The 12,400-nt window shown below is 69.0% G+C and carries 15 protein-coding genes and 1 pseudogene; 9 read left to right on the forward strand and 7 right to left on the reverse strand.

Translation table 11 applies throughout. The features are described 5' to 3' along the window. Positions 1 to 46 precede the first annotated feature (46 nt). The gene (locus tag ACQEVC_RS24410; RefSeq protein WP_432881530.1) at positions 47 to 643 is read right to left on the reverse strand and encodes a TetR/AcrR family transcriptional regulator; all 597 of its coding nucleotides are present in this window, start codon (positions 641 to 643) and stop codon (positions 47 to 49) included. Between the two features lie 330 nt (positions 644 to 973). On the opposite strand from ACQEVC_RS24410, the gene ACQEVC_RS24415 reads away from it, so the two are divergent. The 4 genes from ACQEVC_RS24415 to ACQEVC_RS24430 all read left to right on the forward strand — a co-directional run bounded on the left by ACQEVC_RS24415 (position 974) and on the right by ACQEVC_RS24430 (position 4,282). Further along, a complete protein-coding gene (locus tag ACQEVC_RS24415) occupies positions 974 to 1,747 on the forward strand; it encodes an alpha/beta fold hydrolase (RefSeq protein WP_432881532.1) in 774 nt (257 codons plus the stop codon). A 72-nt stretch (positions 1,748 to 1,819) separates the two neighbouring features. Beyond that, positions 1,820 to 2,173, forward strand: a complete 354-nt coding sequence (locus ACQEVC_RS24420; protein ID WP_432881535.1) for a TetR/AcrR family transcriptional regulator — start codon at positions 1,820 to 1,822, stop codon at positions 2,171 to 2,173. A gap of 405 nt (positions 2,174 to 2,578) precedes the next feature. After that, positions 2,579 to 3,499 (forward strand): class A beta-lactamase, encoded by a 921-nt coding sequence (gene bla / locus ACQEVC_RS24425; RefSeq protein WP_432881537.1) that lies wholly within the window; start codon positions 2,579 to 2,581, stop codon positions 3,497 to 3,499. Between the two features lie 303 nt (positions 3,500 to 3,802). Then, entirely contained in the window at positions 3,803 to 4,282 is a 480-nt protein-coding gene (locus tag ACQEVC_RS24430) for an AAA family ATPase (RefSeq protein ID WP_432881540.1), read from the forward strand. A 22-nt stretch (positions 4,283 to 4,304) separates the two neighbouring features. Here the strand turns inward: ACQEVC_RS24430 and ACQEVC_RS24435 are convergent, their stop codons facing one another. The 3 genes from ACQEVC_RS24435 to ACQEVC_RS24445 are packed head-to-tail and all read right to left on the reverse strand — an operon-like array spanning position 4,305 to position 5,530. Beyond that, positions 4,305 to 4,484 (reverse strand): hypothetical protein, encoded by a 180-nt coding sequence (locus ACQEVC_RS24435; RefSeq protein WP_432881542.1) that lies wholly within the window; start codon positions 4,482 to 4,484, stop codon positions 4,305 to 4,307. A gap of 30 nt (positions 4,485 to 4,514) precedes the next feature. Then, positions 4,515 to 4,655, reverse strand: coding sequence for a hypothetical protein (locus ACQEVC_RS24440; RefSeq protein WP_432881545.1), 141 nt, complete (start codon positions 4,653 to 4,655; stop codon positions 4,515 to 4,517). 50 nt (positions 4,656 to 4,705) lie between these two features. Continuing rightward, positions 4,706 to 5,530: an alpha/beta hydrolase gene (locus tag ACQEVC_RS24445; RefSeq protein WP_432881547.1), complete on the reverse strand. Its 825-nt coding sequence runs from the start codon at positions 5,528 to 5,530 to the stop codon at positions 4,706 to 4,708. 268 nt (positions 5,531 to 5,798) lie between these two features. Here ACQEVC_RS24445 and ACQEVC_RS24450 point away from each other — a divergent pair. Together ACQEVC_RS24450 and ACQEVC_RS24455 are read left to right on the forward strand one after the other, a co-directional pair. After that, positions 5,799 to 5,978 (forward strand): annotated as a pseudogene (locus ACQEVC_RS24450) (helix-turn-helix domain-containing protein); the annotation flags it as partial. 244 nt (positions 5,979 to 6,222) lie between these two features. Further along, positions 6,223 to 6,696: a LysR substrate-binding domain-containing protein gene (locus ACQEVC_RS24455; protein WP_432881550.1), complete on the forward strand. Its 474-nt coding sequence runs from the start codon at positions 6,223 to 6,225 to the stop codon at positions 6,694 to 6,696. Between the two features lie 103 nt (positions 6,697 to 6,799). Here the strand turns inward: ACQEVC_RS24455 and ACQEVC_RS24460 are convergent, their stop codons facing one another. Next, a complete protein-coding gene (locus tag ACQEVC_RS24460) occupies positions 6,800 to 6,946 on the reverse strand; it encodes a hypothetical protein (RefSeq protein ID WP_432881553.1) in 147 nt (48 codons plus the stop codon). A 114-nt stretch (positions 6,947 to 7,060) separates the two neighbouring features. Further along, complete coding sequence (locus ACQEVC_RS24465; protein ID WP_432881556.1) at positions 7,061 to 7,645, reverse strand: helix-turn-helix domain-containing protein; 585 nt, start codon at positions 7,643 to 7,645, stop codon at positions 7,061 to 7,063. A gap of 119 nt (positions 7,646 to 7,764) precedes the next feature. Here ACQEVC_RS24465 and ACQEVC_RS24470 point away from each other — a divergent pair, with 119 nt between their 5' ends. After that, positions 7,765 to 8,418, forward strand: coding sequence for a class I SAM-dependent methyltransferase (locus ACQEVC_RS24470; protein ID WP_432881559.1), 654 nt, complete (start codon positions 7,765 to 7,767; stop codon positions 8,416 to 8,418). Positions 8,419 to 8,899: 481 nt separating this feature from the next. Further along, positions 8,900 to 10,378 carry an alpha/beta hydrolase gene (locus tag ACQEVC_RS24475; RefSeq protein WP_432881562.1) on the forward strand — a complete coding sequence of 493 codons (1,479 nt, stop codon included), beginning with the start codon at positions 8,900 to 8,902 and terminating at the stop codon, positions 10,376 to 10,378. Positions 10,379 to 10,790: 412 nt separating this feature from the next. On the opposite strand, the gene ACQEVC_RS24480 is transcribed toward ACQEVC_RS24475, so the two are convergent. Beyond that, positions 10,791 to 11,246 (reverse strand): ester cyclase, encoded by a 456-nt coding sequence (locus ACQEVC_RS24480; RefSeq protein ID WP_432881565.1) that lies wholly within the window; start codon positions 11,244 to 11,246, stop codon positions 10,791 to 10,793. 362 nt (positions 11,247 to 11,608) lie between these two features. On the opposite strand from ACQEVC_RS24480, the gene ACQEVC_RS24485 reads away from it, so the two are divergent. Further along, entirely contained in the window at positions 11,609 to 11,929 is a 321-nt protein-coding gene (locus tag ACQEVC_RS24485; protein ID WP_432881568.1) for a LuxR C-terminal-related transcriptional regulator, read from the forward strand. Positions 11,930 to 12,400 lie beyond the last annotated feature (471 nt).

The following is a 12,400-nucleotide window of genomic DNA, read 5'->3' on the forward strand; positions in this document are numbered from 1 at the left end:
CCACCACCTGGCGCGGGCCCCGTCAGAGCTGCAGGGTCAACGTCGCTCAGGTTGCCTGCCGGAAGGCCGCCAGGGCACGCTCGGCCACGCGCGACAGCTGGTCACGAGTTGCGCCGGCCCCCGCCTGGATGGCCTGGCCGCTGGTAACCGTGAGCAGGTACCTTGCCAAGTCCGCCGGGTCCTCGTCGGACGAGAGGTCGCCGTCCGCGATCGCCTGCTTGAAGCGGGCGGCCAGCCGTACCTCGACGGCAGCCCGGTGGGTATTGAGGAACTGCACGACGCGTTGGTCGGCCTGCGAGCCGGAAACAGCGCCCTGGACGGTCAGGCAACCGGGCGGACGGTCCGGATTGGTGCTGGCGCGGATGTGGCCGCGGAGATACTCCGCGGCCACGGCGAGAGCCGTGGACTGGGCCAGCGCCGTCTCGACGTAGCGCAGGTCGACCTGTGAGTACCGCTCCACGGCACGCTTGAACGTCGCTTCCTTGTCGCCGAAGGCGGCGTACAGGCTCGGGCGGCTGATGCTCATCGCCGTAGTCAGGTCGTCGAGCGTCGTTCCCTCGTACCCCTGGCTCCAGAAGACGTTGATGGCAGCGTCCAGCGCCTGGTCTACGTCAAATTCTCGGGGCCTGCCCCTACTCGCCATCTAGTACCACCCACATTCAGAATCATCTGGGAACTCCGCGTATCCCGGCAACGCTTCATCCGGGAAGGATATTTCAGCACAGGACTGCGGAGACTGCTCCTCGTGTCTACCCACGTACGCCTGAGCGCCGTGCCAACGCCTGGACGCCTGGACGCCTGGACGCCTGACCCTAAGGGTGTCAAGCTCCGGGTTTGATGGAGACTGGATTATCTGGTTTCCAGGGTCTCGGTGACCGGGTGGGGCATTGCGCGTAGGGCTTCGTACTCGCTGTCAGGACAGGGTCAAAGGCGTCTCGTCACCGCCCTCGTGCGCGGCGCTACTGTCGGGCGGGTGACCGAAACCGTTTCCCTTGCGTACGACATCGACGGGTCCGGGCCGCTTCTCGTGGCCATCCACGGGATGACCGAGAACCGCCACTTCTGGGACCGGGTGCCGCTCGCCGAGCACTTCCGCACCCTGCGTGTCGACCTGCGCGGCCACGGCGATTCGCCGCATGCGACGCCGTACGACCCGCTGACCATGGCCGGTGATGTGCATGCGGTTCTGATGTCATTGGGCATCGAGCAGCGTCCCCTGGTCGTGGGGCACTCGTACGGCGGGATGGTGGCCACGGCCTACGCCTCCCGCTTCCCGGTGCGAGGCGTGGTCAACATCGACCAGACGCTCAACGTGACACCCCTGCCCGGCAAGGTGGCCGCAGCCATGCGCGGCCCCGGATACGAGAACTTTCTCACGGCGGGCTTCGCCCAGATGTACGGGCAGTTGGACCCGGCGGTCGCCGAGGAACTCGGCCGGAATCGCCGCGTGCGCCAGGATGTCCTGGTCGAGGTGTGGGCTCCGCTGCTCGACCTCGGCCCAGAGGAGCTGACGGCATACATCGCGAACCTGACGCCGACCGGGCGGCCGACGCCGTACCTGGCGTTGCATGGCTCGCCCGTCGACGACGACTACCGGGAGTGGCTGGATGCGCGCATTCCCGGCGCGGCCGTGGAGGCCGCGCCGGCCACCACCCACTACCCCCACCTGGCCGATCCCGGCTGGTTCGTCCGGCGGCTGACCGCGTTCGCCGAGGATGACCTGACGGCTCAGGACACGACTATTTAAGCACCCCTCGGTACGGAAGAGTTCTGTACCGAGGAGTACACCCGTGCCATCAGTGGTTCCCGCAGCACAGTGATGGACCGGCCTCGGGGGTTCGACACCGACGAGGCGCTGGAGCGCGCGATGCGGGTGTTCTGGCAGCAGGGGTACGAGAGTTCCAGCCTGGCCGATTTGACCGGTGCCATGGGAATCACCAGGACCGGTATGTATGCGGCCTTCGGCAACAAGGAACAGCTGTTCCGCAAGGCGCTGCAGCGGTACGCGGACGGCCCGGCCGGCTACTTCGACGACGCCCTGGAGCGGCCAACCGCGCGGGCGGCCACCGAGGCCCTGTTGCTTCCCGAGGGCTTCGCCGGGTGCCTGACCATCCAGGGTGCGCTGGCGGCGTGTGACGAGAACCGTCCCGCGCATGACGTGCTCGTCCAGTAGCGCGCCGAAGCCGGTGAATGCCTCGAGCAGCGGTTCCGCCGCACCGTCGACGAGGGTGACCTGCCGGGGGAAGTGGACCCGGGGCGGTTGGCCCGTTACGTCATGGCGCTGGCGTTCGGCATCCCGGTGCACGCCGCCAACGGCCTCGGTCGCGCCGAGCTCGACGAGATCGTCGACCAGGCGACGCTCTGCTGGCCGGGAGCCCGCTGACCGGCCCGCGATCACACCGACTCATCGGCACCGCAGGCCTGACCTCGAGGAGGATCCGTCCCCGCATCGTCGGTGATGCTGGATCGGCATGAACATCGTGAATTCGGTCTTCGACAGCATGCTCGACTCCTGTGAGGGTCGATTCATGCCCGACCGGCGCTGTTAGCGGTCGGGTCCCCGCACGGCAAAGGAGTGATGATGGTTCTTTCGACACGACGTCTGGTCATCGCGGTGACAGCGGTCTCGGTCTTGGTTCCCCTGGCCGCATGCGGCACCGCCGACGCCGCTGAGCAGCCGACGTGGGACCGTCCGGTGACGGTCACCGCGTCCACCGCCGCCGATCGGGACCGGGAGTTCCGACGGCTGGAGGAGAGGTTCGACGCACGGCTGGGGATCTACGCGATCGACACCGGCACGGGTCGGACCGTGGGGTACCGGGCCGAGGAGAGGTTCGCGTACGCCTCGACGTACAAGGCGTTGGCCGCCGCCGAGGTCCTCGACGAGACCAGGGACGCCGAGCTGGATCGTGTGGTGCGGTACTCGGCGGACGACCTGGTGACGTATTCGCCGATCACCGAGCAGCACGTCGCCGAGGGCATGACGCTGCGTGCACTCGCCGACGCCGCCGTGCGGTACAGCGACAACACGGCCGGCAACCTGCTGTTGCGCCATCTCGGTGGACCGCAGCGGTTCGAGAAGGAGCTGCGGAAGATTGGTGACAAGGTCACCGACGCGGCGCGCTACGAGACTGAGCTCAACGAGGCGACGCCGGGCGACAGGCGGGACACCAGTACCCCACGGGCGCTGGCCGGTGACCTGCGGGCGTACGCCGTCGCGGATGCCCTCGAGCCCGCGGACCGCGGCATCCTCAACGGTTGGCTGCGGGGCAACACCACCGGCGCCGCGCTGATCCGAGCCGGTGTCCCCGACGGGTGGGTCGTCGGGGACAAGACCGGGGCCGCCGGGTACGGCACCCGCAACGACATCGCGGTGATTTGGCCGCCGGATCGCGCGCCGATCGTCCTCGCCGTGCTGTCCAGCCGCGGTGAGAAGGACGCCAGCTACGACGACGCCCTGATCGCCCAGGCGACGGAGGTGGTGATCGCCCAGCTGTGACGGGGCTGGTGGCCGTGGGGTCCGGCGACGCAGCCTCGCCGCCCGTTTGATCAACACCGGTACCCCGCCAAGGAATGTCTCGGGCAGCTCCTGACGGCAAGTCGATCGAGATCGTCGAGTACGCCGGGTACGCCGTGTACAGGATCCGCGACGGGAAGTTCCTGCACAGAGAGAGTCCTCCCGGCCTGGTCTGACCAGCCCTCAATTGATTCCGGGTCTTGAACGGGAGCTGTCGACCGAGGCCGGGAGGACTTGTGGTCGGGCCGGTAGTGTTGTCCCGATGTCGACGATCTTGGTGACGGCATGTCGGGAACGGGCAAGTCGTCGGCGCTCGCCGAACTTGCCCGACGCGGTTATCGCGTCGTAGACACCGATGATCCGGGCTGGCGCGAGTATCGCGAGTACGTTGAGTTCGTCGACGAGGTGCACCGCGGGGGAGTGGCTCTGGGGCGAGGAGAGGATCACCGGCTGCTGGACCCCGATGACGGTCGCTCACTCTTCGTTCAGGGGTGTGTGCGGAACCAGTCGAGGTTCTACGACCGTTTCAACGCGGTCGTCCTGCTCAGCGCCCCCGCTGACGTGATCCTTGACCGGGTCGCGCGCAGAACGACGAACGAGCACGGGAAGGCTCCGGTGGAACGAGCGATGATCCTGGATGACCTCGCCAGGGTCGAGCCGGTGCTCAGAGCGAGCTGCACGCATGAGCTGGATGCCAGCCGACCCCTCGATGAAGTCGTCGCCGACTTGATCGCGATCACGTCGCACCCGATGACGGCGTCCTAGTGATCGCTCCAGCCGGGGTTCGTCAGGTAGGTGCTGGCCGATCAGGGAGTTGGCCGTGGCCCCGATAGTGGCTGGTTCTGGCGCGGGGTTGGTGGAGGCGGCGCCAGCGGGACCGGACCAGCCAGTGGGTGATGGTGTGCGTGGTGGCGGCGGTGAGTTCGGCGAACAGGTGGCGGATCTCGTTGACGGTCAAGCCGGCCAACCAGCCACCGCGGCCGTGATCGCCCTCCGGTCACTCGCCCGCCGCCAGCAGCACCTCATCGAGGCAATCGCCGCCCTCGACGCGCTGATCGCCCCACTCATCGAACAGATCAACCCGCACCTCACCTTGAACCTCTCCCAGGTGAGCATGAGGCAGTTGCTCCGTCGTCACCGTGGGCGCAGCGTACGTGCGGGCAGCGCCGCCGACGAGCGAGTGGCCGGTCAGGCGGAGGCGGGACGAGCGAGGAGACGCCCGAGCCAGCCCGACCGGGCCGAGGCCGCCTGGCGGGCCATCGGGCTGTCCGCGATCAGCACCTCCCAGGCGTGCGTGCCGCCGGGCCAGACGTGCAGTTCGCAAGCCCGGCCGTCGGCCCAGACCTGGTCGGCGTACGCGACGCTCTCGTCCCGGAGTAGGTCGGCGGAGCCGACGTCGATGAATGCAGGCGGCAGCCCGGACAGGTCGCTGGCCCGAGCGGGCGCGGCGGAAGCGGACACAGCGCGCGTACCCGCCCGCGAGCCGAGTAGCGCGGCCCAGGCGAGCTGGTTGCTGCCGCGGGTCCAGGTGCCGGTGCGGTCGAGCTGATGCGTCGACCGGGTCCGGTCGCGGTCGTCCAGCATCGGGGACATCAGCAGTTGACCGAGGAGCGCCGGCTCACCGCGCTCCCTGGCCAGCAGCGTGGTTCCGGCGGCCAGTCCGCCGCCGGCGCTGACCCCGGAGCTGATCAGCTGCGCCGGATCGATGGTCAGGTCCGCACTGTGGCGTACGGTCCACACCAGCGCTGCGAAGGCGTCCTCCACCGGGTAGGGATCGGGGTGCTCCGGTGCCAGGCGGTACTCGACGGTGACCGGCGTCAGGTCGTACTCGAGCACCAGCGGCAGCACGAAGGACAGTCCTGTGGTCCGGTCACCGCCGACCGTGCCACCGCCGTGCAGGTAGAACAGGCCCGGGCCGGTGCTGGTGTGGCCCGGCCGGCTGTAGACGGACGCAGCCAGTTCCGCGTCCTGGTAGCCGGTCACGACGATGTCCCGCCGGGCCACGTCGAACATGCCGAGTTTCCTCGACGTTCAGGGAGCGGAGCCCGGAGATCAGGTCTGCCGCGGACGGCACTGGGACGTCACGGTCCAGGCCTGCCGCCGCGAGCACCGCTTCGACCCCGGCGTCGTACGGCGGGCGCGACAGGGCGCGAGCGGAGGGCGTACGGGAAGTCATGACCTTGAGTCAAACGCACGATGGGTCTCGCATGCCAATGCCATCTGATCATGGGGGCATGCTTCATCCGGGCAGACCGGTGGCGTGCTCGGTTGCTGTCGCAGGGTGCCCGACCTGGAACTGCGCCAATTGACCTATCTCATCGCGGTCGCGGAGACGAGGAGCATCACGCGGGCCGCGCAGCGGTTGCTGATCACCCAGCCGGCTTTGTCGCGGGCGGTCCGGTCGCTGGAGCGCGCGGTCGGCGTCCCCCTCTTCACGCGCACACACCACGCGACCGATCTCACCGAAGCCGGAGCGATGCTGCTCGCGGAGGCGTACGAGATAGTCGATCGCACCCGCAAGGCCGCCGACCGGGTCCGGGGGGTGTCGCGGGCGACGTCGATGCTGCGGGTGGCTGCCGGCGGGTGCGATGTTCTCGTCGCGATGGAGGCCGGCCGCTCCTTCGCGGCCGACCGCCCGGGCCGGAAGGTCGACGTCATACCGTTCGACTGGAAGATGGATCTCGACCAGCTGCGTACCCGGGGAGGTGGACGTCGGCCTGTTGCGCGACTGCCGCGACCGCCACGGCCTGCTGCTGCGGGAGCTGGCGTGCGAGCCACGGGTCGTCTTGCTGAGCGAAAGTCACACCCTCGCGCCGAAGGACGACGTGACGCTGAACGATCTTCGTGACGAGCCGATCGCCTACCTCAACGGCATGTCGCCGCTGGAACTGCAACACTGGGCGGGCGCCGATCTGGACGGGCGGTCCTGGCGTCGCGGCCCGGTGGTGGGCAGCGTGTCGGAGCTGGTCACCGAGATCAAACTCGGTCGGTCGATCGCTCTCGTCCACGGCTCGGCGATGCCGGACCACTCGACTCCGGGCATCGTGGCCAGGCCTGTCGCCGGCCTCTCCCCGAGCCGGCTGGAGCTCGCCACACCGGCACACGGCACGCGCCCGATCGTCACGGAGTTCGCGGCGCACCTGCTTGCCACGGCCAGGCGGCCGGCCGTGGCGGCGTAGCGCGGTAGCGGCTCCAGCTCAGTGGCCCCTGGCTCCCGATCGGCACCTCGGGTAGCTTCGTGCGATCCGATCGCACCGGCCGGCGTCGGTCCTATTCCTCGTGTCATCGAGCGGGCAGTCCGCAGGGTAGGCCGGCGGGAACAAGCTTGGCGAGCAGCGCGTGCAGCCGGTTGGCGGTCTGTGCGCGGTTGCGGACCAGGTCGTCGCGGTGGTCGGTCTTGCAGCCGTGCCCGGTCGACAGCATTCGCACGCGGCGGGCCAGCTTCGCGGCACGTCGACCACGTCGACGCTGTCGGCAACGTCGGCTCTTCCAGCACGATCCGAGATCGGCAAGCCACGTGCAAGCTTTCGCGGTGCGGATGGTTCAGGTGGGCTGGTAGCGGGCCCTGATGTGGAAGCGTTCGCCCTGCGGGCCGAGGATGCTCAGGAACTCCACCGGCGAGGCGTCGGCGTTGCCGAACCAGTGCGGGAGGTGGGTGTCGAACTCGGCGACCTCGCCGCTGGTGAGGACGAGGTCCTGGTCACCGAGGACGAGGCGGAGCCGCCCGTTGAGGACGTACAGCCAGTGATAGCCCTCGTGTGAACGCGGATCGGGTTCCAGATCGTTCGGGCCGGCCGGGAGGATCTGCTTGAACGCCTGCAGCCCACCGGGCTTGCGGGTCAGCGGGATGACCATCATGCCGTTGTGGGTGAACGGCTGCGGGTAGATGCGAGGGTCGCCACTGGCCGGGGCGCCGACCAGTTCGTCGAGTGGCACCTGGAAGGCCTTGGCGATCGGCAGCAGCAGTTCCAGGCCCGGCCTTCGCTGCCCGGACTCGAGCCGGGACAGGGTACTGATCGGGATGCCGGTGGTCTGCGACAGGGCGGTCAGGGTGGCGCCGCGGCGGCGACGCAACTCGCGCAGCCGTGGGCCGACCGCGGCCAGCACGTCATCGAACTCGTCACTCATGCGGACCATTTTGCAGTTTCCGCAAACCTTTTGGCAGCTTGTCGCGGGTGGGCGCAGATTGGTGGACCACCTCTACCGCGCGGAAGGCGACGACAATGAACGTTTACCACTGGGATGAGATGTATCGCAGCCGTGACCAGGTGTTCAGCGGCGCACCCAACTCGGTCCTCGTCGCCGAGGTCGCTGGCCTGCGACCCGGACAGGCGCTCGACGTCGGCTGCGGAGAAGGCGCCGACGCTATCTGGCTGGCCCGGCGCGGCTGGCGGGTCACCGCCGTCGACATCTCCCAGACCGCTCTGCACCGCGCCGCCGCCGCGGCCACCGACATCGCAGGCCGCGTGGCGTGGACACAGGCCGACCTGACCGGCACGCCGCCCCCGGCCGCAGCGTTCGACCTGGTGTCGGCTCACTACTTCCCGCTCCGGCGGCAGCCGGACCACGCCGCTCTGCACGGCCTACTGGACGCCGTCGCACCCGGCGGCACCCTGCTCTTCGCCACCCACGACCTCGCTGACCTGACCCCGCGCCCGGAGCAGGGCTTCGACCCCTCCGACTACTACCAGCCCGGCGACATCGTCCGGCTCCTCGACCACCACTGGACCGTCCTGGTCAACGAAATCCGACCGCGAGCCGATCATGCGCCTGCGGGTACCCATCACACCCACGACGCCGTGCTGCGAGCCCAGCGCCTGCCCATACCCGTCGACGCCAGCGACACCCGGCCGGCGACGCACTCCGCCACGGACCTTAACGCCACCCCCTCGGCAGTTTGACGTGACCAGAGTCGGCAGCTACCTCCCGCTGCCACCTCGACCGCGTCCACCCGACGAACCAGCGCGTCGACCCGCTCCGCTCAGCCCGACCCTGCCCCAGCTACACGCCGACGGGTGAGCCGACGCTCCGTGAACGGTCCGCGGCCTGCCAGCGGGCGCGGCGCAGATGCGCGGGGAACAGGTGTTCGGCGCCGTACAGGACGCGCTCGAGAGCTACGGCCGCCTAACTCCACCATGGCAGCGGCGGGCGGCGATCGCACGTCGTCACGCTGCGGCGTCGCGGGCCGTAGCCAGTGACACCACGTCACACGGTGCTGTGACGTCCTGGCACTGACGGGTGGCCGCGAGGGCTGCTGTCATCGAGGTATGTCCATCACGCTGGCTGTCGAAGGAGCCCGACGTGGTCTCTGGCTTGACTGTGCCTCCGGGGCACGGTGTGGCATCGGGTGGACTACCGCAACGAAGGACGGGAGACCTGGACGTGTATCGGAGACGTGGCATCGCCCTGATGGGGATGCTTGGCATGGTCGGTGCGCTGGCTGCGGTGACCCCGACGTCGGCCGCCGGCGAGTTGACGGCGCGGCCGGCGTGGACCGCGTGCCCGGAGAACGTCGTGGTGCCGCCGCCACTTGTGGTGCAGTGCGCGAAGGTGCCGGTCCCGCTGGACTACCGTGACCCGAACGGCACGCAGATCGAGATCATGGTGTCGCGGATCGCGAGTACGAAGCCGGAGAAGCGGCGTGGCGTGCTGATGTTCAACCCCGGCGGGCCGGGCGGCACCGGGCTGGACCAGCCGGGATTTCTGGCCAGCAAGGGGCTGCCGGCCAGTGTCATCGACGCCTACGACCTGATCGGCATGGACACCCGGGGCGTCGGGCACTCTGCGCCGGTCAGTTGTGGCTTCACCGCCGACGACGCCTATTGGGCCAACATCCCGCCGTACGCGGTTGACGACGCGGCCGTGACCCGGCAGGCGGAGATCGCCAAGGAGGTCGCCGCCCGGTGCGCCGCGAACGACACCGAAGGGCGGCTACGGCACCTGACGACCGCCAACATGGCCCGCGACCTGGACCGGATCCGGGTCGCGCTCGGCGAGGAGAAGGCCAGCTTCTACGGGGCGTCCTACGGCTCGGCGTTGGGTGCGGCCTACGTCTCGATGTTCCCGGACAGCACCGACCGGATCGTGCTGGACAGCAACATCGGCGACACCCACCTCGACCGCGCCGGGCTGCGCCGGTTCGCCCTCGGCATGGAAGAGACGTTTCCGGACTTTGCGAAGTGGGCGGCGGCGCGGCACGACTCCTACGGGCTGGGCCGCACGCCGCAGCAGGTGCGCAGAACCTATGTGACCATCGCCGAACGACTGGACCGGACACCGACGGCCGACGGGCTCAACGGCGCTGTGTTCCGATACCTCACCTTCGGCTCTCTCTACAACGAGATCCAGTACGGGAACATCGCGCGGATCTGGCAGTCGTACCGGGACCCGGGCAAGGCGCCCTCGGAGGCGAAGGCGGTGGCACCGAGTCCGAACGACAACGCCTTCACCGTGTTCCTCGCCGTCACCTGCAACGACGTCGAGTGGCCTGAGGACGTGGAGACCTACCGGCGGGCCGTCGCCGAGGACCGTGAGCGGTACCCGCTGTACGGTGCGGCCAGCGCCAACATCACTCCGTGCGCCTACTGGAAATACGAGCCGTCCGAGCCGCCCGTCGCGATCAGCGACAAGGGGCCGCGGAACGTGCTGATCCTGCAGAACTGGCACGACCCGGTCACCCCGTTGGCGGGTGGCAAGCTGCTGCGTGAGCGGTTCGGCCAGCGCGCTCGGCTGGTGACCGCCGACGAGAGCGGGCACGGCGTCTACGTGCTCGGCGGCAACGCCTGCGCGCTGAACCTCACCACGTCGTACCTGGCCGATGGCACGATGCCCGCCCGCGACACGGCCTGCCGGCGCGACTGACCCTGTCAGGAGTCGGACGAGGGCGCGGAACAGTTGTTCCGCGCCCTCCAGGTCGACCTCGTCGACCGCGGACGAGTGCAGGCCCTCGCTGCCCGGACGCGAGCCGGGACAGGGTGCCGATCGGGATGCCGGTGGTCTGCGACAGAGTGGTCAGGGTGGCGCCGCGGCCGGACTTGAACCCGGTATCCCAGCAGGGCTGGTGACCGAGCTGCGCCGTCCCAGTATCGGCGGCCGGCCGCTTCACCGGGTTCGGCAACAACCTCATCGGCCTCGCGACCGGACGCCCCGCCGAACGCATGACTGCCATCCGCTTCGACGCTTGAACCTGCCATTCGTTTCGCCGGGCCCTCGCGTTCGACTTTCCCGAGCCGGTGCTGTCGGTGGCTCGGGAAAGTCGAACGCGATCGGCGCCTCAGCTGCCGAGCTGTCGCTGTACTGCCTGGGCGTCGATCAGGTAGTTCATCTCGTAGAAGCGCCCGTCACGGACCTTGTGGAAGGAGTACTCGCCGAACTCCAAGGTGGCGCCGGTGGGGGGCACGCCGAGCCATTCCTTCGTGTGTGTGCCCTTGTTGAACAGACGGGCTGCCACGCGGTCCCCGTCGATGGCGATGTCCTGGACCCGCCAGGTGAAGTCCGGCACCGCATCGCCGTGCGCCTTCAGCTCCGCGATGATGTCGTCGCGGGTGACCGGCTTGCCGTTCTCGATGAGCTCGTCGTGAACGAACTCGGTCATGCGGTCAAAGTCGTGAGCGTTGAGCGCCTCGATGTAGCGCTCGAAAACCTCGCGCACTTCAGACTCAGACATGATGGTCTTCCTCTCCTCAGGTCCGGGCTCGTGTAGTCGGACGATCTTGTTGGTGGTGGCCACCGGTGAAGAGCACAACCTCGGGCCCACGACTTCTATTCCAGCCGGTACAGAACTCGCCGGGGCGCCCGGTCGCGAGGCCGATGAGGTTGTTGCCGAACCCGATGAAGCGGCCGGCCGCCGATACTGGGACGGCGCGGCTCGGTCACCAGCCCTGCTGGGATACCGGGTTCAAGCCCGGCCGCGGGAGCATGTGCGCAGTGAGGGCCTCGCGGGATCTTGTGGGTGTCCGCCCAGTGCGGTCGGTCGGCCGGTCGCCTTCAGGGTGGGCGGCCAGGTCTGCAGGACGGCATCGGCGACGCGGTGGAGTTTGTCGCTGCCGGCGCCGCTGGCGGCCTGGACAGCGATCCCATTTCCCGACTGTCATGACGTACCGGGCGAGCAGTCCCGGATCGGCATGGAGCGGGAGATCTCCCTCATCCTGGGCCTGTCTGTCGCGAAGATCGGCCGGAACGCTTGCCGGGAATGCCCTGACAGCGCAAGAGCGCGAGGTCACGGAGGTGGCCGCCGCAGGCCGCCCGACCAACGAGATCGCGGCCCGCTTGATGATCTCGCCGCGCACCGTTTCCGCGCAGTGTTCCCCAAGCTCGGCATCAGCGCCCGTGCGGCCCTGCGGGACGCACTCACCGTCACTGCGGCGCTCGTTCTTTCGGCCCTGCCGTCGTTGTCGCGCAGCCAGCCGGTGATGTGCAGTTCGGCGAGCGTGGCCGGCGGACAGCGGCGACCCGCGAACGGCGGCGCTGTCGTCGTCGAGCTTCGCCTTCCCGGGCCGCAGGCTCAGGAGGAAGAGTCGCTGCGGCAGTGACAGGGTCTCCGCCGCCGGCTGCGGCCCGTTTCGCTAGGAGATCGACATGCCTCCAGTAGAAGGGCTGTGTCGAGCTGGACGGCCACCGGACAACCCGGCCGACGACGTCGCCACCCCGGGCGGTCCGGCTTTGCTGTACGGGTATCTGGACCCGGCGGTCGCCGAGGGCCTCGGCCGGAACCGCAAGGTGCGCCAGATGTCCTGCTCGAGGCTCCGCTGCTCGCCTGGGCGCGGAGGAGTTGACGGCGTACATCGCGGACCTGACGCCGGCCCGGCAGCCCACGCCGTACCTGGCGGTGCACGGCTCAGCCGTGGGTGACAGCTACCGGCCGGGCTGAGCGAGCGCACAGTG

The organism is Plantactinospora sp. CA-294935, from assembly GCF_050936445.1.
GTDB lineage: Bacteria > Actinomycetota > Actinomycetes > Mycobacteriales > Micromonosporaceae > Plantactinospora.

Coding starts and splice junctions, on each gene's coding strand:
- ACQEVC_RS24465 (WP_432881556.1), bottom strand. CDS start 7,645: ATGAGTGACGAGTTCGATGACGTGCTGGCCGCGGTCGGCCCACGGCTG.
- ACQEVC_RS24485 (WP_432881568.1), top strand. CDS start 11,609: ATGACGTACCGGGCGAGCAGTCCCGGATCGGCATGGAGCGGGAGATCT.
- ACQEVC_RS24445 (WP_432881547.1), bottom strand. CDS start 5,530: ATGTTCGACGTGGCCCGGCGGGACATCGTCGTGACCGGCTACCAGGAC.
- ACQEVC_RS24430 (WP_432881540.1), top strand. CDS start 3,803: ATGTCGGGAACGGGCAAGTCGTCGGCGCTCGCCGAACTTGCCCGACGC.
- ACQEVC_RS24470 (WP_432881559.1), top strand. CDS start 7,765: ATGTATCGCAGCCGTGACCAGGTGTTCAGCGGCGCACCCAACTCGGTC.
- ACQEVC_RS24420 (WP_432881535.1), top strand. CDS start 1,820: ATGGACCGGCCTCGGGGGTTCGACACCGACGAGGCGCTGGAGCGCGCG.
- ACQEVC_RS24410 (WP_432881530.1), bottom strand. CDS start 643: ATGGCGAGTAGGGGCAGGCCCCGAGAATTTGACGTAGACCAGGCGCTG.
- bla (WP_432881537.1), top strand. CDS start 2,579: ATGATGGTTCTTTCGACACGACGTCTGGTCATCGCGGTGACAGCGGTC.